The sequence below is a fragment of the Bosea vaviloviae genome (genome assembly GCF_001741865.1).
GTDB lineage: Bacteria > Pseudomonadota > Alphaproteobacteria > Rhizobiales > Beijerinckiaceae > Allobosea > Allobosea vaviloviae.
Map to the genome: position 1 here is coordinate 3602894 of NZ_CP017147.1, position 25968 is coordinate 3628861.

Below are 25968 nucleotides of genomic sequence, written 5' to 3' on the forward strand. Positions count from 1 at the left end.
ACCGCGGCCTGACAAGATCATTCACTGAGGGCGGCCGCCTCAAGAGCCGCCCCGAAACGCAAACATCAGGGAGACGACCATGACATCGTTCAGCATCAAAGCCGTGCTCGCGGGCGCCTTCGCGCTCAGCGGGATCAGCGCGGCACAGGCCTGGCAGCCGACCAAGCCCATTGAATTCGTCGTGACCTCGGGCGCCGGCGGTGGCACCGACAATTTCGCCCGCGTCATCCAGTCGATCATCACCAAGCACAAGCTGGTCGACCAGCCGATCGTGGTGGTGAACAAGGGCGGCGGCTCCGGCGCCGAAGGCTATGTCTACGGCAAGGGCGCCAAGGGCGATCCCAACCGCGTCATCTTCGGCACCAACAACGCCTATCTGCTGCCTTACGTCGCCAAGCTCGGCTACAAATTCACCGACCTGACGCCGGTTGCGGCGCTGGCGCTCGACGAGTTCCTGCTCTGGGTCAACGGCAGCGCGCCCTATGCCGATGCCAAGAGCTATCTCGATGCGGTCAAGGCCAAGCCGATGGGCTTCAAGATGGGCGGCAGCCAGTCCAAGGACACCGACCAGACGCTGACCTCAATGATCCAGGAAGCGGGGGGCGTGAAATGGATCTATGTGCCGTTCCAGGGCGGCAGCGCCGCGGCGGTGCAGCTCGCCGGCGGCCATATCGATTCCAACGTCAACAACCCCAATGAGAATATCGGCCAGTGGAAGGCCGGCCAAGTGAAGCCGCTTTGCGTCTTCTCGCCGGTGCGGCTCGCCAAGAGCGATCCGGTCTTCGAGGGCAAGGGCTGGGGCGACATCCCGACCTGCAAGGAGGCCGGCCTGCCGCTGGAGACCTTCCAGATGCCCCGCACCGTCTGGCTGCCGGCCGAGGTTCCCGCTGACGCGGTCGCCTTCTACGCCGATCTCCTGGAGAAGGTCAGCAAGACGCCGGAATGGCAGGAGTTCGTCGCCCGCACGGCGCAGACCAGCCGCTTCATGAAGGGCAAGGAACTCGCCGATTTCGTCACCAAGGACGACGCCGCCAGCCGCAAGGTCTTCGAGAGCGAAGGCTGGGTGGTGAAGTAGGGCGGCCGTGCCGCCTCGTCATTGCGAGGAGCGTGGCGACGAAGCAAACCAGGGGGACTGCGTGAGACCTCCTGGATTGCTTCGCTTCGCTCGCAATGACGCCTCCCGCCCCGACAGGAGAACAGCCGCATGATCACTCGCTTCTGGGCCGAGACCGCCACCGCTTTGGCGACCATGGCTTTCGGTCTCGTCATCGTCAAAGGCGCGCTCGAATTCGGCATCGGCTGGGATTCGTCGGGCCCGCAGCCGGGCGCGTTTCCCTTCTATGTCGGCGCGCTCGTCGCGCTGGCGAGCCTCGGCACGCTCGGACTGACGGTCGGCAAGCAATTCGCCGGCGACCTGGCGTTGCGCAAGAGCGTCCTCGATCATGAACAGGCCCGGCGCGTCGCTTCGTTCCTGCTGCCGATGGCGGGCTTCGTCATCCTCAGCGTCACGCTCGGCATGTATGCGGCGACGATCCTCTATCTCGTCTTCACCATGCGTTTCCAGGGTCGCTATGGCTGGCCGGCGACGCTGGTGACGGCGCTGGGAACCGCAGCTTTCTTCTATTTCGCGCTCGAGAAATTCTTCCAGATCGGCCTGCTCAAGGGCCCGCTCGAGCCTCTCATCGGCCTGTGATCGGCTCGCAACGGAAAACGGTGCCGTAAGCCATGGATAATGTCGCCAACCTGATGCACGGCTTTTCGGTCGCGCTCACGACCCACCACATCCTGCTGATGTTCGCGGGCGTGCTCCTGGGCGTGCTCGTCGGCGTCCTGCCGGGGCTGGGCGCGCCCAATGGCGTGTCGCTGCTCCTGCCGCTGACCTTCTCGATGGATCCGGTCTCGGCCATCATCCTTCTGACCTCGCTCTATTGGGGCGCGCTGTTTGGCGGCTCGACCACATCGATCCTGTTCAACATCCCGGGCGAGCCGTCCTCCGTCGCGACGACTTTCGACGGCCACCCCATGGCCAAGCAGGGCAAGGCGACCGAGGCGCTTGCCTTCGCCTTCCTCTCGGCCGGTTTCGGGGCGCTTGCCGGCGTCATCCTGATCACGCTGCTCTCGGGCTGGGTCGCGAAATTCGCGCTGCGCTTTTCCTCTCCTGAGTATTTCGCGGTCTATTTCATGACCTTCGCCAGCTTCATCGGGCTTGGCGGCGCCTCGCCGCTGAAGACCATCGTCTCGATGGGCATCGGCTTCACGCTTGCGGCCATCGGCATGGATTCGGTCTCCGGCAATGTCCGGCTGACCTATGATTTCGACGTCCTGCTCGCCGGTGTCAGCTTCCTGATCGCGGTGATCGGCCTGTTCGGCATCGGCGAATTGCTGCTGACGATGGAGGAGGGCCTGAAATTCGACGGCATCGCCGCCAAAGTGCGCGTCAGTGATGTGCTGACGACCGCCGCCAAGCTGCCGCGCTATTGGCTTGCCTTGCTGCGTTCGAGCCTGATCGGCATCTGGATGGGCATCACGCCGGGCGGGCCGACGGCGGCCTCCTTCATGAGCTACGCCATGGCCAAGCGCTCCTCGCGCCATCCCGAAACCTTCGGCAAGGGCGATCCCGAGGGCGTGATCGCGCCCGAGACGGCCGACCATGCGGCGGGCTCGGCGGCGATGCTGCCGATGCTGGCGCTTGGCATTCCAGGCTCCGCGACGGCCGCCGTGATGATGGGCGGCTTGATGATCTGGGGGCTCAACCCAGGCCCGACGCTGTTCACCGACCGGCCGGACTTCGTCTGGGGCCTGATCGCCTCGATGTATCTCGGCAATGTCGTCGCGGTCGTCGTGGTGCTGGCGACGGTGCCGCTCTTCGCCTCGATCCTGCGTATCCCGTTCTCGATCATCGGGCCGGTGATCGTGGTGATCTGCTTCATCGGCGCCTACACCGCCGCGAGCAAGGAGTTCGACATCTGGCTGGCGCTGGTCTTCGGCCTCGTCGGCTATGTCTTCAAGAAGCTCGACTACCCGATCGCGCCGCTCGTGCTTGCCATGGTCATCGGCGACAAGGCCGAGGACGCCTTCCGCCAGTCGATGATCTTTTCGCAGGGCTCGCTCAAGATCTTCTGGGCGAACCCGCTGGTCGCGACGCTGATGACGATCGGTCTCGCGCTGTTGTTCATGCCGCTTCTGGGTGGCGTCACGCGTCGCCTCCGCGGCCGCTTGGTCGCCGGCTCGGCGAAAGGCTGAGCGCTCGTATCATGATGCCAAGAGCCGGATGATTTCAGATGGAATCACGAAGTGATCCCATCTGAAATCTGAATCCGTCTCTCATCAAAAGTGAGAGCAGGATCAATGCGAAAAACCGGTTCCCACTTTTTCGCATCCTGCTCTGGCCTTGTCTCCCGTTTTGTAACGCGTTACGGTCGGACGTCGAGTTCGGGGACGGTCCCATGGCGGCGGCTGCAGAACGGATGCGCGATATGCGCCGGCGACGGCGCGAGCAGGGGGTGCGCGAGGTGCGCCTTCTTCTCCCCGACATGCGCTCTGCCGAGGTACGGGCGCGGATCGCCCGCCAATCCGCTGCACTCGATCCTGCCGACGAGGCCGAGGCTCTCACCTGGATCGAATCGGTCTCAGAGTTCGACAATCCCGATCCCTCGGACGAGCAGTGAGGCGCGGCGATATCGTCATCGTTTCTGCCTCGGGCGACTACGGCAAGCCGAGGCCTGCTGTCGTCATCCAGTCCGATGGCATGCCTCGAAACCACCCTTCAGTGGTGGTTTGCCAAATGACCACGACGTTGAGCGAAGCGTCGGACTTCCGCATTACGCTCGATCCGACGGCCGCCAACGGCCTGCGTTTGAAGTCTCAGATCATGGCTGACAAGCCAACCACCGTGAAAGCCGAACGCATCGCGCGCTCGGTCGGTCGATTGACGGCGGATGAGCTTTTACGCCTGGACCGCGCCGTGGCCGCTGTTCTCGGTTTTGCCGATTGACCATTCCGCTTCCACGAAGGACGACACAGCATCACCGGAACCCTATAGAGGCATCCCGCCCGGGCGCCGCTGTTGAGCGTGGACGCGACCGCCGACTGAAGAGGACCGCATTGACGACGCCGTGCTGGCGCTGCTGCTGCTCGGACTTCACCAGAGCGACAGCGCCTGGAAGTCGTTTGACTGGGGCGCCATGGATCGCTTGCACGCAAAGGGGCTGATCTCGAACCCGGTGGGCCAGGCCAAATCGGTCGTCTTCAGCGAGGTCGGCCTGCGTCTGGCGGAGTCGTTGCACAGCAAACTGTTCGGCAAGGGCGAAACCCGGAAATCCTGAGCCGTGGCGGGCGCGGATTCCTCCGACCCGCGCGAAGATGCTCATGCAGACCCGCAAGGGCCTGATCGAATTGGCACGGGAGCTCGACCCGCTGGCGCTGCGCTGGGGGAAGTAGGGGCGCCGCTCTTCCCGTCATTGCGAGCGTAGCGAAGCAATCCAGGGGCGGCCGCGCGAGCCCTCCTGGATTGCTTCGCTACGCTCGCAATGACGACAGGGGCCGTCGCCGAGGCTAATTCAAAACGCCCCGATGCCGCCGGAGGGCGGGGGCAGGTTGCCTCGCCTGTCTTTCGTGATGAGATCCGGCGTCACCAGAAGCTCCTGGCTGAGCCAGGCGAGATAGGCTGAAAGCAACTGCACGATAATGCGCATCGACCGCCTCCCTAATTCACGGAAGCGACTTTATCACGAAGCTGGGCCTATGCCCTTGAAATTTCGACAGGTCTGCATTGCGTGACGCAGGGGAACGATGGCCGCCTCACACCTTCGACCACACCGCCAGCTCATACCCATCGGGATCGGCGAAATGGAAGCGCCGGCCGCCGGGGAAATCGAACACCGGCTTGACGATGCGCCCGCCTGCCGCCTCGATGCCGGCCTGCGTCGCGGCAAGGTCGTCGGCATAGAGGATGACCAGCGGCCCGCCCGGGTTCGGCGTCCCTTGCGTGGTGAAGCCGCCTTCGAGCCGGCCATCAGTGAAGGCGCAATAGTCCGGCCCGTAATCGGTCATCCTCCAGCCGAAGGCCTTTTCGTAGAAGGCGCGCGCCCGCGCGAGATCGGCGACATTGAATTCGACATAGTCGATGCGCCGGTCGTTCTCAGAAGCCGTCATGGTGATGTCCTCCTGTGATTGCCGGGTAAAATCGGTGATGCGCGTCAGCTCGGCCGCAAAGGACCGGCAGCTCATGGCAGCAGGTCGTGTCGCGATGCGGGTTGTCCAGACGGCTCCTGCTACTGTAGCAGTTTGGCAAGCGCGAGGCCGTCCATGCTGCATGGGCGGGAGATGATCGTCACCAAGCCGACAGACAAGCCGACAGGGAAGAGACGAAAATGCCGACCACGACCGAAACCTTGCGCGACGCGCTGGTCGCCGCCCGCCGCGGCAAGAGCCTGATCGAGATGGCGAGCCAGCCCGTGCCGGCTTCCTTCAGCGAGGGGCTGGGCGTGCAGGCAGAGATCGCCAAGGTGCTGAAGCAGCCGGAAGCCGGCTGGAAAGTCGCGATCGCCGAGGACGGGTTGCCGGTCGCGGGCATCATGCCCGGCCCCTATCTCAAGCCCGGCGATGTCTATGAGGGCGCGATCGGCGCCGAATTGCGCGTCGAGATCGAGATCGCCCTGCGGCTCGCCAGCGACGTGCCGTTCCGCCCGAACCAGCCCTATTCGCGCGCCGAATTGCTCGGCCATTGCGACAAGGCCTATCTCGGCATCGAGATCGTCGAGAGCCGCCTCGCCAACTGGACGGGCGTTCCCTTCGCGCTCTGGCTGGCCGATGCGCTCGGTCATGGCGGCTACCTGATCGGCCCCGAACTCGACATCAAGACGCTCGACGATCCGACCGCGCTCGGCTGCTTCATCTCGCTCAACGGCGTCACGATCTATGACAAGCCGGCGGTGCATGCGAATGGCGATCCGATGGCGCCTTTCCTCGCCTGGGCGAACCGCAAGCAGGATTTCATGGGCGGCTTGCGCGCCGGCCAGATCGTCACCACCGGCAGCCTCTGCGGCGGCGTGCTCTCTCCCGGAAAGGGCGAGATCGTGACGAAGTTGAGCCCGCTGGCGACAGTATCTCTGACGCTGCGTTAGGCTTTCAATTCGGGACCAGCCTTTAAACTCAGGATATTGCCGGTGATCGCCAGATCATCGGCAATGTTTCCATCATTTTCAGAACACAGTTCGACCTTATTCGTTGTGTGCTGGTGGCGTCATTGGGAGGGCGGATGCGGTTGTGGCGGAGGGTGTCCCGCAATGTCGCGGGTGGAGGCGTCTGCGCTTTCGCCGCGATGCTTGGTGGACAGTCCACGCCGGCCGAGGCCTTCGATTTCTCGTCGCTGGACGTCTTTGGCCTGTTCGGTTCCAAGGAGCAGCCTCCCGCGGTCAGCACCAGCACGCTGCCCTATCAGCTCAGCTTCGATCTCGGGGACGCCGCTGACGCCAAGGCGCTGACGCGCACCCTGCAGGACGCCTCGCTGCTCTATCGCCTGCGCCAGGACGCACCGCCTGATGGCGAGACCCTGGCGCGGCGCATGGCCGCCGATCTCAACCCGCTGGTCGATGCGCTCTGGTCGCAGGGCTATTTCAATGCCGAGGTCGCGATCGCCGTCGACGGTGTCGCGCTGAAGCCGGGCGTGGAGCCCGGCGCAGCCCTGGTGCGCGCCGCCGAGACGCATCGCAATCGCGAGCCGGTTCCGATCACGGTCCGGATCCAGCCCGGCCCGGTCTTCGGATTGCGCAATGTTGCCGTCGTCGAGCGCGGGGAGGGCGCCCCGGTCATCGCCGACCCGGCCAAGGTCTCCAAGCTCAAGCCCGGCGATGCCGCGACCTCGGGCGCGCTGCGCGCGGCGCAGGCTGCGCTTGTCGACCATCTGCGCAACCAGTCGCGCCCGCTCGCCAAGGTGGTCGAGATGCGGCCTGTGGTCGACCATGCCGCGCGGATCATGGATGTGACCTATGTCGTCGAGCCCGGCCCGCTTGCTGGCTTCGGCGCCGTCACGATCGGCGAGACCGGGGATATCCCGCCCGCCGTGGTGCGCTCCTTCATCTATCTCGAACCGGGCGACCCCTATTCGCCCAAGGCGCTGGCGGATACGCGCAAATCGGTCGCGACAATTCCCGCCATAGGCTCGGTGCGCATCCGCGAGGCGGACAAGCTCGATGCCGCCGGCAATCTGCCTGTTTTCGTCGATGTCACCGAGCGGCCCAAGCGCCTGATCGGCTTCTCCGCCCGCTACTCCACCATCGATGGCCCGGCGGTGAAGACCTATTGGGAGCATCGCAACCTGTTCGGCGGAGCGGAGCGGTTGCGTCTCGAGGGTGACATCTTCCTTGCGCCGCGCATCAATGGCACCAAGATCAGCAGCTTCGACGATTTCGAGCGCTCCGATCTCGGCGGGCGCTTCACGGTCAGCTTCATGAAGCCGGCGCTGTGGGGCACGCGCTATGACTGGCTCGTCGACGGTACGGGCGCGCGTGAGCGCGTCGGCACCAACCGCTATGGCGGCTACACTGCGCGCTACGCCAATGTGACGACCGCGATCCGCCGGCGCTTCAGCGACACCTTCTCGGTCCAGGCCGGGCTGGAGGTCGAGCGCGGCCAGACCAGCGACGTGCTCGGGCAGGTCGACTACACCCTGGTCGGCATTCCGCTCTCGGTGAAGTACGATTCGACCGACAGCCTGCTCGACGCGACGCGCGGCATCCGGGCCACGGCCTCGGTCACGCCCTATCCGAGCTTCCTCGGCTCCACCGTCAATGTCGTGCAGTCGAAGGCCGCGGTCTCCGGCTATTACGCAATCGACGAGGACGCCCGCTATGTGCTCGCCGGCCGCGTCGGGCTGGGCTCGATCGCCGGCGAAAAGCTCGCGGACATCCCGGCGACGCGGCGTTTCTATGCCGGTGGCGGCGGCTCGGTACGCGGCTATGCCTATCGCACGCTCTCGCCGCTTGGACCGCTCGGGCAATTGACCGGCGGGCGCAGCCTGTTCGAGGCCTCGGTCGAGGCCCGCATCAAGGTCACCGACACGATCGGCCTGGTGCCGTTCTTCGATGCCGGCATGGCCTTCGAATCCAGCATCCCGAACTTCAAGCAGGAGCTGCAATATTCGGCCGGCCTCGGCCTGCGCTATTACACGCCGATCGGCCCGATCAGGCTCGACGTCGCAGCCCCCCTCAACGCGCGCAAGGGCGACAAGCCGGTCGCGATCTATATCAGCATCGGGCAGGCCTTCTGATGGCGCGGCTCCTGACCCTTCCGCGCCTGGCGCTCTCGGCTTTCGTGCTGCTGGCGGGGCTGCTCGCCTCGGCTCATTTCGGCGGCTTCGCCCAGAATGCCCAGAGCGATCGCGGCGTCGTCGCCGATCTGATCTCGCGGGCGCTGTCGAGCGACACCAGCCAGGTCTCGATCGGCGCGGTCGACGGCGCGCTCTCCTCCGACGTCACGATCCGCGACATCGTGCTGTCTGATCGCGACGGTCCCTGGCTTCGGCTCGACCGCGCCCGGTTGATCTGGACCCGCTCGGCGCTGCTGCTGCGACGGCTCGAGGTCAACCGGCTCGAGATCGGCAGGCTCGAAATCTTGCGCAAGCCCGTGCCGCAGCCGGGAGCGGCGCCCGCCAACGACCAGCCGATTCTGCCGGAGCTGCCGCTCAAGGTCATCGTCACCGCGTTCCAGCTCGGCGAACTCTCGCTCGGTGAGCCGGTCCTCGGCACGGCCGCGCGCCTTGGCGCAACCGGCTCGGCGACGCTGGGCGCGCCGGCTGAGGGGCTCGATCTCAGGCTCGAGGCGCGCCGGCTCGATCGGGCTGGCGTGTTCACCGTGCGGCTCGGCTTCATCCCACAATCGACCCGGCTTCAGCTCGCGGTGAAGATCGACGAGCCCGAGGGCGGACTGATCGCCCATGTCGCCGGTTTGCCGGGCCAGCCGCCGGTCAAGCTCGACCTCAATGGCGACGGCCCGCTCGACGCCTTCAGGTCCAACCTGGTTTTCACCGCCGGCGAGACCATCGGCGCCCAGGGCTCGGCCAATCTGTCCCGCGTCGGTGCGGGACGCGATCTGGCGCTGGCGCTCGATGCGCGCATCGAAGGGCTGATGCCGGCCCCCGCCGCGCCGGTCTTCGCCGGCTCGACGCGGCTCGATGGTGCGGTCGGTTTCAGCGACGATGGCGGCGTCGACATCCGCAATCTGGCGCTGGTCTCGGCGCTCGCCCGGCTCGACGTGCTCGGACGCTACGCTCCCGACAAGACGCTCGATCTGCGCCTCACGGCGACCGCGCGCCCCAATCTCGAAGGCCGCACCGTCGCCTCGGGCGCCGAGATCGCCAAGCTCGCTTTCGAGGCGACGGTCAAAGGCCCGGTCGCGGGCCCGCGCATCGTCGCGACATTGGAAGCTGAGGACGCCAAGCTCCCGACCGGCACGCTCGGCAAGCTCGCCGCCCGCTTCACCGCGACGCCGACCGGGACGATCGGCGAGGCGGGGACCAAGGTCGCGCTGGTCTCCGATGGCGAGGCGACGGGCGTTGCGCTGAGCGATCCGAAGCTGGCGCGCATCGTCGGCGAGCGCGTCGTTTTCAGCTTGCGCGGCACCGGCAATGACGACGCGACCGCCGATTTCGAGACATTGCGGCTGGCCATGTCGGGCGTCGACGTCGATTACAAGGGCAAGCTCGGTCAGGCCCGCATGCTCGGCCAGGCGAAGCTGCTCCTGCCCGATTTGTCGCGCCTGAGCGGGTTTGCCGGGCGGGCATTGGCGGGCCGCGCCGATGTCACGGCAGATCTCGACGCGACGCCGCGCACACATACTTATGGCGTGGTGCTGAATGGCCGCGCCGACCGGCTCGCCACTGGCGACGCCGTGCTCGACCGCCTGCTGGCCGGCAATCTGGCGCTCGCCGGCCAGATCAAGGCGCTCGCCTCCGATGTTACGGTTACGGGCCTGCGCCTCACCGGGCAACATGCGGCCCTGACCGCCGATGGCGGGGTCGGGCACGAGCGCTCGGATCTGCGCATCGCCCTGGCGCTGCCCGATCTGAAGCGCGCTGATCCGCGCCTGTCCGGGCGCGGCGAGGCGACCGCGCAACTGACCGGCCCGCTCGATAAGCTCGACGCCACGGCCCGCCTCGCCGTCACCAACGCCACCGCGCTCGCCCGGCCGATTCCGCGCCTGGCGATCGATGCCACGATCCGCGATCTGCAAGGCGCGCTCGACACGACGCTCGCGCTCGATGGCGAGGTCGACAACAAGCCCGCAACCGGTCGCGTCCGGCTCGCGCGCGGCCCCGATGATGGCTGGAACCTCTCGAGCCTGGATCTCGGCATCGGCTCGGTCAGGCTGAACGGCGCGCTGACGCTCGATCCCGCCAGCCGCGCCGCCGGCCGGTTGACGCTCGCCGCGCGCAATCTCGACGATCTCTCGGCGCTGGCGCTGACCAAGCTCGGCGGTCAGCTTAACGCCGATATCACGCTGGCGGTGGTCGAGGGCCGGCAGAATCTCGATCTGACCGCGCGGGCTGCGAAACTCGCCGGCCCTTCGCTCGCGATCGACAAGCTCGATGTCACAGCTGCCGCCCGCGACGTTTTCGGCAAACCGCAGCTCGATGCCGCGCTCGCGATCGACAGGGCGGTCCTGGCCGGCGAGCCGGTGAGCTCGATCCGCTTCGATTCGAAGGGGGCGCCCGAGGCCAGCGCCTTCACCCTGAGCGCGGCTGCACGCGGCTTCGCCTTGAATGGAGCGGGCCGGCTCGTCCCGGCCGACCCGCTGCGGTTGGAACTGGCCTCCTTCGAGGCGCGCCGCGACGGGCGGCGCATCGCGCTCAGCCAGCCGGCCAGGCTGAGCTTCCCAACCGGGGGCGTCGAGATCGCCGATCTGGCGCTGGCGATCGATCGCGGGCGCCTGACGCTCGACGGCCGCGCCGGCGAGACGCTCGATCTGCGGCTGACCGCCCGCGACGTGCCGCTTTCGGCCGCGCGCATCGCTGCTCCCAATCTGGATTTGGCGGGAACGCTCAATGCCGAGGCGCAGGTGAAAGGCCGGCCGGATGCGCTGACCGGTCCCTGGCAGTTGCGCGTCGCGGGACTGGCGACGCCGGAAACCCGCAGCGCCGGCCTGCCGCCGATCGCGATCGACGGCAATGGCCAGCTCGTTGGCAATCGCACCAGCGTCAATGCGACGCTGAATGCCGGGAAGCTCGCGAATCTGAGCCTGCGCGGTTCCGCGCCGCTCGGTGCTGCCGGTGCACTCGATCTCACGGCGCAGGGCACGGTCGACGCCGCGCTCGCCAATCCGATGATCGCGGCTCAGGGCCAGCGGCTGACCGGGGCGATGGCGCTCGACATGCGGGCAGTGGGGACGGCCGCCGCCCCGCGTCTCAGCGGCACGGCGAGCTTCGCCAGGGGCAGCTTCACCGACGCCTTGCAGGGCATGCGCCTGACCGGGATCGAGGCGCGCATCGCGGCGACCGGCGAGAACCTGACGATCGAGCGCGCCGTCGCCGCCACCGCCAATGGCGGCACGCTCTCGGCCAGCGGGCAGGTCAGGCTCGATCCGGCGGCCGGCTTTCCGGGCCAATTGCGCATCCAGGGCCAGCGCGCCCAGCTCGTCGCCAACGGCATCGTCACGGCCGTCGCCGATCTCGGCCTCGATATCGCCGGGCCGCTGGCGCAGCGCCCGCGCATCGGTGGGCGGGTCGATGTCGTCTCGCTCGATGTCGCGGTGCCGGATCGTTTGCCGGCCTCGCTGCGGCCGGTGGACGGCATCAAGCACATCAAGGCGACGGGCACCGCGGCCGCGCGTCTCGCCGCAGCTCGCAAGGCCAAACCGGTCGGGAAGGGCAGGGGCCGGCCGGCGCCCGCTTTTGACGCTGCGCTGGCGCTGGTGGTCTCCGCGCCGAATCGCGTCTTCATCCGGGGGCGCGGCATCGATGCCGAACTCGGCGGAGAGATGCGCGTCGGTGGCTCGCTGGCTGCTCCCGCGCTCGATGGCGGCTTCGATCTCAGGCGCGGCCGCCTCAGCGTGCTGAGTCAGCGCCTCGATTTCAGCCGTGGCCGCTTGAGCTTCACTGGCGGCACGATTCCCGAGCTCGATTTCGTCGCCGAGACGCGCGCATCGGACGTCACGGCCAGGATCCTGATCACGGGCCCGGCCGACCAGCCGGCCTTCGCCTTCACCTCGCAGCCCGAGCTGCCGCAGGACGAGGTGCTGTCGCGCATCCTGTTCGCCCGCGCCTCGGGCTCGCTCTCGGCCTTCCAGGCACTGCAACTCGCGCAGACGGCTGCCCAGTTCGCTGGCGGCGGCGGCGACGATTCCTTCGAGCGGCTGCGCAAATCGCTCGGCGTCGACAATCTCGACATCCAGGTCGGGGCGGGCGGGCCGACGATCGGCGCCTCCCGCTATATCGGCAACAACGTCTCGATCGGCGTGAAGGCCGGCGCCAAGCCCGAAGATAGCGGCGTTTCGATCGGGATCGACGTCACCCGCCGCCTCAAGGTCCAGGCCGAGACCAGGGCCGACGGCTCTGCTGCGGTCGGCGTTGGGGCGGAGTGGGAATACTGAGCGCCCTTGGGTGCCGTCATGGTCGACGTAAAGGGCGCGGGGAACCCTTCTCCCGGATGGGAGAAGGGCAGGGATGAGGGTGTGCCGTTGATTGTTGGAACGCCAACGGTCCACCATCTGCCACGATGACGACCGAACAACGCCGCTTCGCCAGACGCCTGCGCGCGCAGGCGACCGAGCCCGAGGACATCGTCTGGGGCTTGCTGCGCAACCGCCGTCTCGATGGTCTCAAGTTCCGCCGGCAGGTGCCGCTGCTCGGCTACACCGTGGATTTCCTCTGCGTGGAGCGCAGGCTGATCGTCGAGATCGATGGCCGGCAGCATAATTGGGAACGCGACTACGATACGACCCGCACGCAGGAGATTGAGCGCCATGGCTGCACCCTGCTGCGTTTCAGCAATGCGCAGGTTCGCGATGACCGCGACGCAGTCGTGGCGGCCATCCGTCAGGCTGTGGGCTGACCGGAGAGCTCCATTCTCCTCCCTGATGGGGGGCACGCGGCCAAACCAAAAGGCGCTGCGGCGCAGTCTCGCCCTCGTGATCTGCGGCACACCCTCACCCCTGCCCCTCTCCCATCCGGGAGAGGGGTTCCCCGCGCCTGCTGGACTTCGGGAGAAGGGAGAATCGCGCCGGGCCGGCGACCGGGAATCACCGCCAGCCCTCCCCGAATGGCCTCGCCGCCACCGGGAATGCGATTCTACCCGCGGAGACCGCTCGAAAGGCCCATCCGGGCGAGCGCGGTTAAGAGCTGGTAAATTTCGGCCCTCAAAGCGTGGCGCTCCTGCAACACCGGGTTCCAAAGCACCCCCCCGGACCTCTCGGCGGCGTGATCGAGGTTGATCGGCAATCCGGCATTCGTATGGTGAACCTGCGTCGGGACATTCCCGGTCGCTGTTTTTCGTCTTCGCCTCTGAATGGTTCAGGGACGCGGGCGAAAGGCCGGGAATAGGTAAGCTGGCGGTTTGGTCTCCTGGGGCCTGCTGCCGAGAAAGCGAACCGAAGCCCGAGGGTCTCGAAACTCATTTTGGAGGTTACCAATGAAGCTCGTTAAGAGCCTCCTCCTCGGTTCTGCCGCCGGTATCGCCGCGGTTGCCGGGGCTCAGGCCGCCGATCTTCCCTCGCGGAAGGCCGCTCCGGTCGAATACGTTCGTGTCTGCTCCACCTACGGCGCGGGCTTCTTCTACATCCCGGGCACGGAAACCTGCCTGCGCGTTGGTGGTCGTGTTCGCGCTGAATACAGCGTTGGCGAGCGCTTCAACCGCGGCCAGGACGGCTACGGCTTCCGCGCTCGTGGTCGTCTGAACATCGACGCCCGCACCGCGACCGCCTATGGCACGCTGCGCACCTTCGTTCGCTTCGAGATGACCAACTCGAACGGCGTCTACGGCCAGTCCTTCAACGGCAACGGCGTCTGGGCCGGCGCTGCTCGTGGCGGCGTTTCTGGTGTGCCCGGTACCGGCAACGGCCAGGCGAGCTACAGCCTCGACAAGGCCTTCATCCAGTTCGGCCCGATCACCGCTGGTCGCGCTCAGTCGTTCTTCGACTTCTACGCTGACGACCTGAACTACGGCGTCATCCGTGGTTCGGACCAGGCTCTGAACCTGTTGGCCTACACCGCGACCTTCGGTGGCGGCATCTCGGCGACGGTGTCGCTGGAAGATCGCTCGGAGCGTGAGCAGGTCGGTGGCATCACCACCAACATCGCTGGCGTTTCCACTGCGACCCTCGGCGGCCAGACCATCCCGGACGTTGTTGGTAACATCAACATCACCCAGGGCTGGGGTTCGGCTCAGCTGTCGGGCGCGCTGCTTCAGCGTGGCACGACTGGCCCGATCGGCACCACCGGCATCGGCACGGGCACCAACCTGTCGAACGACGACCAGTACGGCTTCGCCGTTCAGGGCGGCGTCAAGATCAACCTGCCGATGCTCGCCGCTGGCGACTATCTCTGGTTGCAGGCTGCTTACGCTGAGGGTGGCCTGTCCTACCTCGGCTACGGCGGCGCTGGCACCGGTTCGACCTGGGGCGGCTCCAGCCGCGCTGGCCGTCTCAACGTCAACAACTCCGACGTTGTTCTCGACGCCATCGGCAAGGCTCACCTGACCAAGGGCTACGCCCTGACCGCAGGTCTGCTGCACTACTGGACCCCCACGATCCGCCAGGGTCTCTATGGTTCGTACTCCAAGCTGGACTACAGCGCGGCTGTTTCGACCCTCGACCCGAGCGAAATCCGCGTCGGCACCAACCTGATCTGGTCGCCGGTCGCCGGCCTCGACATCGGTGTGGAAGTCCTCTACGCCCGCGTCGAAACCCGCCGCAGCGTGACTGCCTTCACCGCCGACCAGAATATTGTTGGCCGCGCGATCAAGTCCGACGACACCTTCCAGGGTCGTCTGCGCATCCAGCGCGATTTCTGATCGGTTTTCCGATTGGATCGAGAAGCCCCGGGGAAACCCGGGGCTTTTTTATTGGCTGGAGCAGGATGAAACGTGGGAACCGGTTTCTCGCATCCTGGCGAGGGCGCGCCGCTCCGAACCGGGTCGGCCATGCGCGGGGAGGGGTTGGCCTCTGCGCCTTGCCGTCATTGCGAGCGCAGCGAAGCAATCTAGGAGGGCTCGCTCTACGTCCTCTGGATTGCTTCGCTTCGCTCGCAATGACGAGGGAGCAGTGTCGCATTCGGACGATGCCACCCGGATGCGACGTGATCTAAGGCGGCTTAGGGCGACGCGCTTGACAGAACTTCACGATCCGGCCTGACTTGGGGCAAGATCTATCGTGCGCAATCGAAGCGTGTGGGGCCGGGCTGGCTGCGGGGATTTCGGGAATGGGGCAACCGCTGCGTTGGCTTTGGGGTTTGGCGCCGCTCGCCTTGCTCTGGGGCATGGGCAACCTCGCTCTCGACGATGCCATTCAGCGCGATGTCGGCAACCGCGCGATGCTGGCCGCAAGTTCGGCGGCGGGGCAGGCGCCCGGGGCGCGGCCGGTCGTGGCGCAAGTCGTCGGCCGCGATGTCTCGATCGGCGGCGAGGCGCTCTCTGCTGATGGCGCGGCCAAGGCCATGGCGCAGCTTCGTTCGGAATTCGGCGTGCGCCGCGCGCTCGGCGGCTTGTCACAGGCCGTGGCGCAGCGGCCCTATAGCTGGTCTGCGACGCGCCGGGGCGGCGTGGTCACGCTCAGCGGCTCCGTGCCCGATGAAGCCGCGGCCACGGCCAATGTCGCAGCGGCCGGCGCCGCTTTGCCCGGTCTGCGGATCGAGGATCGTCAAAGCCTCGCCTTCGGTGCTCCCTCAGGCTTTGCCGACATGACCAAGGCCGTGCTCGCGGAGTTGCCGAAGCTGTCTTCCGGCAAGGTCGCGCTGGATGACGGCCGCTTCTGCATTGAGGGCAGCGCCAATACGCCTGACGCCTTCCTGGCCCTGAAGAGCGCTTTGCCCAATCTGGCGAAAGGCGGCTTCCAGCCCGTCGATTGTGCGCTCGAGCCGCCGCTGGTCGCGCCCTATCGCTGGAGCGCGGACCGCGCGGCCGATGGTGCTGTGACGGTCACCGGTTTTTATCCGTCCGAGGATGTCCGGCGTCAGCTCCAGGCGCTGTTGCGCCGCAGCTTTCCCGAGCCGACGCCGCTCAACGACCTGACCAAGCCGGCCCTCGGCGCGCCCGCTGCCTTTCTCGCCAAGGTGACGCGCGCGATCGGCGATCTCGCCCGCCTGCGCAGCGGAAAGGCCGAACTCGTTGGAGACGCTTATGAATTGACCGGTGTTGGCCCCGATAGTTTCGAAGCCTGCCAGGCCTTGCGGCTGCTCGTCGCCCAGCTTGATGGGCCCGATTCCGTCGCCAAGGCGACGATCGCCTGCCCACCCGCACCGCCGCCTGCGCCGCTTCCGGTCCCGGCGCTTCCCGTTCCGGCCGAGTCCACACTGACGCCTGGGGCGACAAGCTCGCCGCTGGCCTCGACAGCCGGCGCTGTCCAAGGATCGGCCCAAGGGACGGCCCAAGAGACGGCCCAAGAGACGGCACAAGGATCGGCTCAGCCTGCGACCGTTGCGCCTCCCGTACTGGCTCCGGCTCCCGTCATATTACGTTGGCAGGCTGAGAAGACCGAGCAAGGCCTGGTCGTCGCCGGCCTGGTGCGCGATGAGGCCGCTCGCGCGGCCTTGCGCGCCGCTTCCGGTCTGGCGAATGCGGGCCCGCTCGATGACCGCACGACAGTGGAGCCCAATCTCGTGGCAACGCCGGACTACGCTTCCGCGACGCGCTTCGCCTTCGAGCTTCTGGGCAGCATGACGCGCGGCACGGTCTCGCTCGATCGTTCGGAGCTCGCTTTGTCCGGCGAGGTCGCGGATGAGGCGGGCTTGCGCGCCCTGGAGGCGGCGCTGGCCCAGCGACCGATTCCTGCCGGCCTCAGCCTCAAGGCCGGGACCGCTGGTGGCGCCTTCGCGGTCAGGCCCTATGGGCTGCGGCTCGCCGTCGATAAATCCGGCGTCTCGATGACGGGATATCTGCCTGACGCGCGCTCCCGCGAGGATCTGCTGGCGCTGGTCGAGGCATCGTCGCTGCGCGGCAAGGTCAGCGACTCGACCACGCTCCTGCCGGGCGCGCCCACGGGCTTCACTGCGGCGGCGTATGTCGCGCTGGTCAACCTGCTGCGGCTCGATCTCGGCTCGGCCAGCCTCAGCGAAGACGGTGCCGTCATCCAGGGTTTGACTTGCCGTGACCTGATCAAGAGCGAGGTCGAGACCAGCGCGGCCACCGCGCCGGGGCCTCTCAAGGTTTCCGCCTCCGTCGGCTTGCGCCAGACCGGTTGCCTCATCGACCCGCCCAACACTTGCCAGAACGAGTTGGACGCCTTGACCAAGCGCAACACCGTGCTGTTCGGGCAAGGCACCGCCGTGGTCCCGCTCGACCCCACGACCGAACGGGTCGTCAATGAGGCCTTCGCCATCCTGAAACAGTGCCCGGCCTCGCGCATCATCATCGAGGGGCACGCCAATCGCGACGGCGAGTGGCGCGGCTTCAACAATCTCGAGCTGTCCGAGCGCCGGGCCTTGCGCGTGCGCGACGAGCTCGTCCGGCGCGGCATCGACCCGGCTCAACTGACTGTTGCCGGCTTCGGCACGGACAGACCGCTGGTGCCTCACGGCGTCCCCGATGCGCGGGTGATGAACCGGCGCGTTCAGTTCACGGTCGCGAAATAGAGGCTGTTAGAGCGTTTTCGAGCGAAGTGGATACCGGTTCGCGTGAAGAAAACGCGTTAAAACAAGGAGCTAGAGCAATCGAGCGATCCAATTGGATCGCTCAATTGCTCCAGTGACTATGGGGCGTCGCTATGCTGTATCTCGCCACGCAATTCGCCTGGTTCCTGCTCGCGGCCTTCGCGCTCGGCCTCGTCATGGGCTGGATCAGCTATGACGGTGGCAAGCTCTGGAACCGCAAGCTGAGCTATCTCCTGGGCGTCTGGCTCGTCGTCGCCGCCTTGACCTGGTCGCAGACGCTGAACGGCGTGCCGGCGCTGTGGCTCGAGAGCGCGCTGCTCTTCGTCGCGATCTATGTCGCGGGTTGCTCGCTCGCCAGTGTCCTGCGCTCGGCGCGGGAGCCGCGGGCTACCGTGGCGGCAGCCCCGCGCGATTTTGGCGAGATGCCCAATCTCGACATGCCCAAATTCGACATGCCCATGCTCGGTGGCGCGAATGTCGCGCCCGTGTCGGTGCCGGACGACGCCACGCTTATCGTGCCCGCGAAACCGGTCGTCGATGATGGCAAGACTGTCCTGGGCGGCAAGACTGTCCTGGGCGGCAAGACTGTCCTGGGCGGCAAGACTGTCCCGGGCGGCAAGACGGATGACGGCAAGACTGTCGTGAAGGGCATCAAATCGATCCGCGAGGCCAATAAGGGCGTGCCGAAGGTCGAGGGCGAGGACGCCATTCCCGGAGAGCGCCCCGTCGGCCTCGCCGCCGCGCGCGCCGGGAGCCCCGACGACCTCAAACTGATCAAGGGCATCGGCCGGCAGAACGAGGGCCGATTGCACGGCCTCGGTATCTGGCATTTCGACCAGATCGCCGCCTGGAGCGCGCAGAACATCGAATGGGTCGGCAGCTATCTCGCCTTTCCCGGCCGGATCGAGCGCGAGGATTGGGTCGCGCAGGCCAAGGCATTGGCGCAGGGCGCCGAGACCGCCTTCGCCAAGCGCGTCAAGGCGGGCGAAGTCTCCTCCTCCCGCGACGACGGCTCGCATGGTCAGGGCAATGTCGCGGCGCTATCCGATGACGGGTTCGAAGGCGAGCGGCCGAAGAACCTCCTGACGCAAGCCCGCGACGGCAAGGCCGATGATCTGACGCTGATCAAGGGGATCGGCCCCGCCATTACGGCTGATCTCAACCGTCTCGGCATCTGGCATTTCGACCAGATCGCGGCGCTGCGCGATCCGGAGATGCGCTATATCTCGGCCTTCGCCGGTGTCCCAGGCAAGGGGCTCGCGGAGAACTGGCGCGAGGACGCCGATATCCTCAGCCATGGCGGCGAGACCGCGCATTCGCGAGCGGCCAAGGCTGGGCGGACGCCGTCTGGACGCTGATTTCAGCGGCTGCTTTGAAATCCATCGAGCGATATCAAGGACCTCCGATCGCTCGCCATCACCCGCATCCGCGAGGCAGCCGGAACCGTGACGGAGAACCCTCTCCTGTAAGGAGAGGGTTCTGCCGCGAGGTTCGTTCAAGCCGCCAGCCGCTCGGCCCGGTTGATCAGTTTTCCGATCCGCCGAACCATGTCCTTGGCGCCGAGCAGCGGGGCATGACCCTGTCCCGGCGCGACGAAGATCTCGCAGTCGGGATGGCGTTCGCCCATCTCTTTGAGGGTCTTTTCGGCCAGAAGATCCGAATTTTCGCCGCGGATCGCGAGCAGCGGCACGCCGTTCAGCCCGGCGAAATAGGTCCACAGCACCGGCAGCGGCGCTTCGAGGTCAAGCTCCTCCAGAACTTTCATCAGATTGGGGTCGTAGTCCGGGACGAGCCGGCCATCGCGCTCGGTCCAGGTGCGGCGCGCCATCATCTCCCACTCCGCCTCGCCGAAGCGCGGAAACTGCTGGTCCGAGAGGCGCTTGAGGATTTCCGCTCCCTCGCTGAAGCTGCGCGGCAGCGGCAGCTTTCCGACATAGCCTCGGATTCTGAGCAGGCCGCGCGCATCGATCACCGGGCCGACATCGTTGAGCACGGCCCCCTTGATCACGGCTGGCCGCGCCGCCGCCAGCGCCATGGTCAGGAGCCCGCCGCGCGAGGTGCCGACGAAGACGGCGCTCTCGATGCCGGCGGCGGTCAGCACCTGCATCAGATCGTCGAGCTCGACGCGGATATCGTAGTTCTTCCAAATCTTGTCGTAGTCCGAGCGCCCACGCCCGCGATAATCGAGCGCCAGCACGCGCCGGGGCTTCTCCGCATCCTGCGACAGCGCGAGCGCAAGCTCGTGGAAATCGGCAGCGGTGCGGGCAAAACCCGGCAGGCAGACGATGGGTAAGGCCCGCGAGGCGAGGGGGCCATAATCGCGCGCATGCAGCTTCAGCCCGTCGCGGGCGCCGATGAACAGCGATGAGAAATCGGCTTGGGTGGTCATATCGTCTCTCAGTAGGCCCGGTCGTCGCCAGCTAATCACGGATTCCCTTGCGTTCAAACGCTCGGGAGACATGCGCTGCCCGGTCTTGCGCCGGATGGCCGAGCGCGCGATGCCGAATGGCGCATCCAAACGCCGGACGAGATGATGACGACGCCACCGCCCGAATCGACGCAGAAATTCGATCCCGGCCGGGCCGCCGAATATCAGGTCCAGAGCCGCATTGCCCTGGCCGGCTACGATGCCTGCCATGAACTCTCCGCCTGCATGCTCGCGGCGACGCTGGGGTCGGGCAGGCCGGCGCAAGTGCTGGTCGTGGGCGCGGGCGGCGGCGCGCAGGAGATCGTTTCCGCCGGCGCGCTGGAGCCGCAATGGCGCTTCACCGCCGTCGATCCGTCGCAACCCATGCTGGATCTGGCGCTGGCGCGGTTGCGCGAGCACGAATTGCTGGAGCGGACCGAGATGCGTCTCGGCTATGTCGAGGATCTGGCTTTGGAGCCGCGCTTCGACGCCGCCACGCTGATCGGCGTGCTGCACCATCTGCCGGGCGATGCCGCCAAGCGCGATATCCTCGATGCTGTCGCCGCGCGATTGAAGCCGGGTGCGCCCCTCATTCTCGCCGGAAATCGCTATGCCTATGCGAGCGAGCCGCTTCTGCTCGCGGCCTGGGGCGAGCGCTGGCGCATGTTTGGCGCAGCCCCCGACGAGGTCCGGGCGAAGCTAGGCAAGATTCTGCAGGGCGCCGATCCGCCCCGTTCGGAGGCCGAAGTCGCTGGCCTGCTCGGCGAGGCGGGGTTCGACGCGCCGAACTGGTTCTTCTCCAGCCTGTTCTGGGGTGCCTGTATCGCGCGCAAGCGGGCATAAGTGGCGCTGCTAGTCATTCCGTTTGCCGCCACGCTTCAGGTCGTAATCGATCAGATAGGCGGTGCGCTGGTCGAGCCGCTGGCGGTAGACTTGCAGGTTCTCCATCACCCGCTGCACATAATTGCGCGTCTCATAGAAGGGGATGCGCTCGACCCAGTCGACGGCGTCGACCTGCGGGTCGCGCGGATCGCCATAGGCGGCGATCCATTTCTTCACATTGCCCGAACCGGCATTATAGGCCGCGAAGGTCAGGATGTAGGAGCCGCGCCAGTCCCTCAGCAGGTCGTTGAGATGGGCCGCGCCCATCTGGGCCGAATAGAGCGCATCGCGCCCCAAGCGTGGCCAGTCGAAGGGCAGGTTGGCTCGCCTTGCCGTTTCGCGCGCGGTCGCGGGCATCATTTGCATCAATCCGCGCGCGCCGGCATGCGATTCCGCCGCAGGGTCGAAGGCGCTTTCCTGGCGGGCGATGGCGTGGACGATGGCGCGCTCCATCGGATCGCCCAACACCGGAAAATCCGGCACGCCGAAGGTCGGAAACGCCGCGCTGTCGAGCGGAAAGCCGCGTTGCAGGGCCTGCTTGCCGATCACGAGCAGCGATTTCGCATCGCCCTCGCGCCTGGCGATCAAAGCCACGGCCTCCAGCGCCGGCGTGGTGTAGAGCCGTTGCGCGAGGTCGCCGAGCATGATCATGGCAAGGTCGCGCGCGCCGATCCGATAGAGCAATTGTACGCCCTGATGCCCCGGCAGGGGGCCGAGGGCTGCTGAAGCCGCGCGACGCAGCGGCAGGTCGGGCAGGCTGAGACGGGCGCGGGCGAGCTGGCCGTAATAGGCGATGGGATGTTCGGCTGCGCGCTCATAGGCAACACGTGATACATCCTCCTTGCCCAGCGCCTCGGCGGCGCGGCCCTCCCAATAGGCGGCACGCGAAACCGAAATCGGCGTCTCCGCCAGCTTGCCTGCCTCGACGAAATGCTTCAGCGCGGTCGCGGCATCGTTGCGGAAGCGCAGGGCGATGAAGCCGGCATGCCATTCGGCGTCGATGCGCGCGACCGGGCCCTCGGCGCCATGTCCGGCTACGACCTCGTAAGCCGTCGCGGCGTCGCCGGCATCGAGCAGCTTGCGCGCGATCAAGCGGCGCTCCGTCCACCATTCGTCGCCATCGCCGAGCAGATTGGGGTCGCGCGGAACCTTGGCGAGCGCCTTGGCGGCGTCGGCCGGCTTGTCCGCTCGTCTCGCCTGCTGCGCCTGCAGGAAGGCAAACGAGATGTCGCTCTTCAATGAGGCAGGCACGGAGGCGATCAGGGATGCCGGGAGCGGGCGCTTTTCCCGGGCGCTGGCAAGCCTGACGCGGGCAAGGACGACATAATCCGCCGATACGCGGGCGGCGTTGCGCATCGCCGCCATTGTGTTCTCGCGAAAGAGATAGCGCTCGGTGCGCAGCCTATGGTCGTTGCGGGTCAGGATGTCGCCGAATTCGGCGAGCACCACGGTCTCCAGCGGCTGGCCGAGATGGTCCTGCCGCCAGAGCTGGCGGATCAGCGCGGCCGCGTCGTCGCTCTGTCCTTGTGCCTTGAGCGCCAGCGCCAGCGCCACGCGTCCGGCCGGGCCGACCGGTCGCTGCGCATAGAAGAAGGCGCGGATCGTGGCCGCGTCCTTCTTCTCGGCGATCAGCGCCTCCTCGGCGCGGCGGCGGAACTGCGTCGTGGCGGGATAATTGGGGTAGGCCTGGAGAAAGGCGTTGAGCCGCGAGAACGGGATCGCGTTAGCGCCTGAGCGGATCGCGACCCATTCGAGCAGGGCCTTGGCCGTGCGGTCGTCGATTATGGCTGCGATCGTGTCTCCCTCGGGCAGCGCGCCGCGTCGATAGGCGGCGACAGCCGCCTTCACGGCATCCAGCCCGGCGCTGGCCTCGAATCGCAATTGCGCATCGGGGTAGGGCGGCAGCGCGGCCGTGGTCTCGACATCGACAGCAAGCAGGCGCGGTTGTTGCGCGCGCAGCTCGCCATCGTCGCCGGCCAGCACCACTGTCGCGGGGAACAGAGTCGCAAAGATCAGCCAGGCCAGTCGCCTGCCGACAGAGTGCTTGCGGACAGAGCGCGGGCAGGCGGGAGGCGAGGCCATCGCAGGCTCCTTGAAGGGGCGCTTGATCTGCGATGGTGGGCGATGGCGGTTTATGAAGCCTTAACCATGAGGACCACGCTTTTTGATGGGTTGCCGGCTTTGCCTGTGGCGGCTGAGGGTTTATGTCTGTCGGCCCTTCGATTGGACTTCCGCGTCAGGACGCCGCGCTCATGACCAAGCACACTGCCTTTACCGGTTCGCTGCCCGCGCTGGTGACGCCGTTCAAAGCCGGCAAGATCGACGAGGAGGCGCTGCGCGCGCTGGTCGAATGGCAAATCGAGAGCGGCAGCTCGGGCCTCGTGCCCGTTGGCACGACCGGCGAGAGCCCGACGCTCTCCCATGACGAACACAAGCGCGTCGTCGAGGTCGTCGTCGCGCAGGCCAAGGGCCGCGTGCCGGTGATCGCGGGTGCGGGCTCCAACAACACGCATGAGGCGATCGACCTCGCCGTCCATGCCGAGAAGGCCGGCGCCGACGCCGTGCTGGTGGTGACGCCCTATTACAACAAGCCGACCCAGGAGGGCATGTATCAGCACTTCAAGGCGGTGAACGATGCCATCGGTATTCCGATCATCATCTACAACATCCCGCCGCGCTCGGTGGTCGACATGTCGGTCGAGACCATGGCGCGGCTCTACGAGCTGAAGCATATCGCCGGCGTCAAGGACGCGACCGCCAATCTCGCCCGCGTCTCGCAGCAGCGCCACGCCATGGGGGCTGACTTCATCCAGCTCTCGGGCGAGGACATGACGGCGCTGGCCTATATGGCGGCCGGCGGCCATGGCTGCATTTCGGTCGTCGCCAATGTCGCGCCCAAGCTCTGCGCCGATCTGATGGTGGCGGCGTTGAAGGGCGATTATGCCGGCGCGCTGAAGATCCAGGATCGGCTCGTGCCGCTGCATGACGCCGTCTTCAAGGAACCGGGTCTGGCCGGCGCCAAGCATGGCCTGAAGTTGCTCGGCCGCATCGAGGAAGAGATCCGCCTGCCACTGCTGCCGGTGACGGCGCCAACGGGCAAGATCATTCGCGACGCCATGGTGTTCGCCGGGCTCCTGAATGCCTAAATAGAGCAATCGCGCTCGACGGGTTCCCCGGCGAGCGTCGGGAGAAAGCCATGTACGAGCCGAGTCATTTCAAGGTCGAGGACCGCGACGCGCTTTTCGCGGTCATGCGCAAGCATCCGCTTGCAGGCCAGCTCAAGCTCGGCGTTCTCAATGATTTGAGCGCGGATCCTGAATCGGAATCGCAAGCAATGGCTTCTCTGGTCGAGGCGCATGCGCTAGGCCAAGGCGCATGAACAAGCCCGATCCCGATCGCTACAAGCTCGCCGCCGACAACCGCAAAGCGCGCTACAATTACGAGATCATCGAGACGCTCGAAGCCGGCATCGCCCTGCAGGGCACCGAGATCAAGTCGTTGCGCGGCGGCAGGGCGACGATCGGCGAGAGCTATGCCGGGCCGATGGGCACGGAGCTCTTCCTGTTCAACGCCCATATCCCGGAATATCTCGAAGCCAATCGCTTCAACCATAATGTCCGCCGGCCGCGTAAGCTCCTGCTGCACCGCCGCCAGATCAACAAGCTGATGGGCGCGATCCAGCGCGACGGCTACACGGTCATCCCGCTCAAGGTCTATTTCAACGAGAAGGGCCGGGCGAAGGTCGAGCTCGGCCTGGGGCGCGGCAAGAAGCTGCACGACAAGCGCGAGACCGAGAAGAATCGCGACTGGAACCGCGACAAGGCCCGAATCATGAAGGCGGGCGGGTAAACCCTTCTCCCACCCATCTCGGGCTTGCCCGAGATGGGCAACTCAAAGTGTCAAAGTCGGCAACAGCCGACTTTGATGGGGGAGAAGGTGTCTGCGAAGCAGACGGATGAGGGAAGGGCTGCGCAAGCGGCCCTTTTCTAGTTTTGGGTTGAGGCTCATCCCTCATCCGTCAGCGCTTCGCGCAGCCACCTTCTCCCCATCCATGTCGGATGTTTCCGACATGGACCTCGTACTTACCAAGATCGGGCAAGCCCGATCTTGGTGGGGAGAAGGAAGAAGCCTTCACCCCTCGACGGTCTCGTCGCCCTGGCGGATGCCGTAGCGCCGCTCCAGGCCGGGGTTGCCTGGCGTTCCAGGCGCGCTCGGCCCGCGCGCGGAACGCTCCGACGGGTCGCGCCCGATCTTCTGCATCAATTGAGCGAGATCGAGGAAATCGTCGCATTGCCGGCGCAGTTCGTCAGAGACCATCGGCGGGTTGGTCGCGATGGTGGAGACCACGGAGACCTTCACGCCCTTGCGCTGCACCGCCTCGACCAAGGGCCGGAAATCGCCATCGCCCGAGAAAAGGTAGATCTGGTCGAGATGCGGCGCGAGCTCGAGCATCTCGATCGCCAGCTCGATGTCCATATTGCCCTTCACCCGGCGACGGCCGGTGGCGTCGGTGAACTCCTTGGCCGCCTTGGTGATGACGCGGTAGCCATTGTAGTCGAGCCAGTCGACCAGCGGGCGGATCGAGGAATACTCCTCGCTCTCCACGAGCGTGGTGAAATAGAAGGCGCGGATCAGGTTGCCGCGCCCCTGGAACTCCTTGAGAAGGCGGCGATAATCCATGTCGAAGCCGAGCTGCTTCGAGGTTGCGTAGAGATTGGCGCCGTCGATGAAAAGCGCGATACGCGGGTCGGCTGCCATGGCAATGACTCCTGCCTGAAATGTCTTTGAATGTTCAGAATTGAAATAAATCGCGGTCTAACAATGTCGAACCACGGCTGATTTGCCGGCAATTTATAATCTGTCATGTGGCGTCTCGCCGCAGCCC

General features: G+C 66.4%; 22 protein-coding genes. 17 read left to right on the top strand and 5 right to left on the bottom strand.

Features of this window, described 5'->3' with window-relative positions; translation table 11 throughout:
* The first annotated feature begins 79 nt into the window (after nucleotides 1-79).
* From BHK69_RS16590 to BHK69_RS16615, 6 genes are all read left to right on the top strand, one after another.
* Complete coding sequence (locus BHK69_RS16590) at nucleotides 80-1075, top strand: Bug family tripartite tricarboxylate transporter substrate binding protein (RefSeq protein ID WP_069691059.1); 996 nt, start codon at nucleotides 80-82, stop codon at nucleotides 1073-1075.
* A gap of 129 nt (nucleotides 1076-1204) precedes the next feature.
* The gene (locus BHK69_RS16595; RefSeq protein WP_069691060.1) at nucleotides 1205-1693 is read left to right on the top strand and encodes a tripartite tricarboxylate transporter TctB family protein; all 489 of its coding nucleotides are present in this window, start codon (nucleotides 1205-1207) and stop codon (nucleotides 1691-1693) included.
* Between the two features lie 32 nt (nucleotides 1694-1725).
* Nucleotides 1726-3243, top strand: coding sequence for a tripartite tricarboxylate transporter permease (locus BHK69_RS16600; RefSeq protein WP_069691061.1), 1518 nt, complete (start codon nucleotides 1726-1728; stop codon nucleotides 3241-3243).
* A 203-nt stretch (nucleotides 3244-3446) separates the two neighbouring features.
* Nucleotides 3447-3668 (top strand): antitoxin MazE-like protein, encoded by a 222-nt coding sequence (locus tag BHK69_RS16605; protein ID WP_244548223.1) that lies wholly within the window; start codon nucleotides 3447-3449, stop codon nucleotides 3666-3668.
* Complete coding sequence (locus BHK69_RS16610; RefSeq protein WP_069691062.1) at nucleotides 3665-3994, top strand: type II toxin-antitoxin system PemK/MazF family toxin; 330 nt, start codon at nucleotides 3665-3667, stop codon at nucleotides 3992-3994. The genes BHK69_RS16605 and BHK69_RS16610 overlap by 4 nt, the downstream gene beginning before the upstream one ends.
* Nucleotides 3995-4115: 121 nt before the next feature.
* Nucleotides 4116-4325, top strand: a complete 210-nt coding sequence (locus BHK69_RS16615; protein WP_244548224.1) for a DUF6429 family protein — start codon at nucleotides 4116-4118, stop codon at nucleotides 4323-4325.
* Between the two features lie 234 nt (nucleotides 4326-4559).
* Here BHK69_RS16615 and BHK69_RS33425 read toward each other — a convergent pair whose 3' ends face one another.
* The gene (locus tag BHK69_RS33425) at nucleotides 4560-4694 is read right to left on the bottom strand and encodes a hypothetical protein (protein ID WP_280142012.1); all 135 of its coding nucleotides are present in this window, start codon (nucleotides 4692-4694) and stop codon (nucleotides 4560-4562) included.
* A 106-nt stretch (nucleotides 4695-4800) separates the two neighbouring features.
* Nucleotides 4801-5154, bottom strand: coding sequence for a VOC family protein (locus BHK69_RS16620; RefSeq protein ID WP_069693728.1), 354 nt, complete (start codon nucleotides 5152-5154; stop codon nucleotides 4801-4803).
* Nucleotides 5155-5372: 218 nt separating this feature from the next.
* Between BHK69_RS16620 and BHK69_RS16625 the strand changes: the two genes are divergently transcribed.
* The 7 genes from BHK69_RS16625 to BHK69_RS33595 all read left to right on the top strand — a co-directional run bounded on the left by BHK69_RS16625 (nucleotide 5373) and on the right by BHK69_RS33595 (nucleotide 19152).
* Nucleotides 5373-6125 (top strand): hypothetical protein, encoded by a 753-nt coding sequence (locus BHK69_RS16625; protein ID WP_069691064.1) that lies wholly within the window; start codon nucleotides 5373-5375, stop codon nucleotides 6123-6125.
* Nucleotides 6126-6259: 134 nt separating this feature from the next.
* The gene (locus BHK69_RS16630; protein ID WP_069691065.1) at nucleotides 6260-8269 is read left to right on the top strand and encodes an autotransporter assembly complex protein TamA; all 2010 of its coding nucleotides are present in this window, start codon (nucleotides 6260-6262) and stop codon (nucleotides 8267-8269) included.
* Nucleotides 8269-12585 carry a translocation/assembly module TamB domain-containing protein gene (locus tag BHK69_RS16635; protein WP_069691066.1) on the top strand — a complete coding sequence of 1439 codons (4317 nt, stop codon included), beginning with the start codon at nucleotides 8269-8271 and terminating at the stop codon, nucleotides 12583-12585. Before BHK69_RS16630 ends, BHK69_RS16635 begins: the two co-directional genes overlap by 1 nt.
* A gap of 125 nt (nucleotides 12586-12710) precedes the next feature.
* The gene (locus BHK69_RS16640) at nucleotides 12711-13046 is read left to right on the top strand and encodes an endonuclease domain-containing protein (RefSeq protein WP_069691067.1); all 336 of its coding nucleotides are present in this window, start codon (nucleotides 12711-12713) and stop codon (nucleotides 13044-13046) included.
* Between the two features lie 576 nt (nucleotides 13047-13622).
* Entirely contained in the window at nucleotides 13623-15002 is a 1380-nt protein-coding gene (locus tag BHK69_RS16645; RefSeq protein WP_069691068.1) for a porin, read from the top strand.
* Nucleotides 15003-15409: 407 nt separating this feature from the next.
* A complete protein-coding gene (locus BHK69_RS16650) occupies nucleotides 15410-17776 on the top strand; it encodes an OmpA family protein (RefSeq protein WP_069691069.1) in 2367 nt (788 codons plus the stop codon).
* Between the two features lie 131 nt (nucleotides 17777-17907).
* Complete coding sequence (locus BHK69_RS33595; protein ID WP_069691070.1) at nucleotides 17908-19152, top strand: helix-hairpin-helix domain-containing protein; 1245 nt, start codon at nucleotides 17908-17910, stop codon at nucleotides 19150-19152.
* A gap of 137 nt (nucleotides 19153-19289) precedes the next feature.
* On the opposite strand, the gene BHK69_RS16660 is transcribed toward BHK69_RS33595, so the two are convergent.
* Nucleotides 19290-20183 carry an alpha/beta fold hydrolase gene (locus BHK69_RS16660; RefSeq protein WP_069691071.1) on the bottom strand — a complete coding sequence of 298 codons (894 nt, stop codon included), beginning with the start codon at nucleotides 20181-20183 and terminating at the stop codon, nucleotides 19290-19292.
* 144 nt (nucleotides 20184-20327) lie between these two features.
* Between BHK69_RS16660 and BHK69_RS16665 the strand changes: the two genes are divergently transcribed.
* Nucleotides 20328-21044, top strand: coding sequence for a class I SAM-dependent methyltransferase (locus BHK69_RS16665; RefSeq protein ID WP_069691072.1), 717 nt, complete (start codon nucleotides 20328-20330; stop codon nucleotides 21042-21044).
* 9 nt (nucleotides 21045-21053) lie between these two features.
* Here the strand turns inward: BHK69_RS16665 and BHK69_RS16670 are convergent, their stop codons facing one another.
* Nucleotides 21054-23165 (bottom strand): lytic transglycosylase domain-containing protein, encoded by a 2112-nt coding sequence (locus tag BHK69_RS16670; protein ID WP_069691073.1) that lies wholly within the window; start codon nucleotides 23163-23165, stop codon nucleotides 21054-21056.
* Nucleotides 23166-23335: 170 nt separating this feature from the next.
* On the opposite strand from BHK69_RS16670, the gene dapA reads away from it, so the two are divergent.
* From dapA to smpB, 3 genes are read left to right on the top strand one after another with little or no spacing between them, the layout of a single operon-like run.
* Complete coding sequence (gene dapA / locus BHK69_RS16675) at nucleotides 23336-24229, top strand: 4-hydroxy-tetrahydrodipicolinate synthase (RefSeq protein ID WP_069691074.1); 894 nt, start codon at nucleotides 23336-23338, stop codon at nucleotides 24227-24229.
* 50 nt (nucleotides 24230-24279) lie between these two features.
* Nucleotides 24280-24462: a hypothetical protein gene (locus BHK69_RS16680; RefSeq protein ID WP_069691075.1), complete on the top strand. Its 183-nt coding sequence runs from the start codon at nucleotides 24280-24282 to the stop codon at nucleotides 24460-24462.
* A complete protein-coding gene (gene smpB, locus BHK69_RS16685) occupies nucleotides 24459-24932 on the top strand; it encodes an SsrA-binding protein SmpB (protein WP_069691076.1) in 474 nt (157 codons plus the stop codon). Before BHK69_RS16680 ends, smpB begins: the two co-directional genes overlap by 4 nt.
* 282 nt (nucleotides 24933-25214) lie before the next feature.
* On the opposite strand, the gene BHK69_RS16690 is transcribed toward smpB, so the two are convergent.
* Entirely contained in the window at nucleotides 25215-25841 is a 627-nt protein-coding gene (locus BHK69_RS16690; protein WP_069691077.1) for a LabA-like NYN domain-containing protein, read from the bottom strand.
* Between the last annotated feature and the right edge of the window lie 127 nt (nucleotides 25842-25968).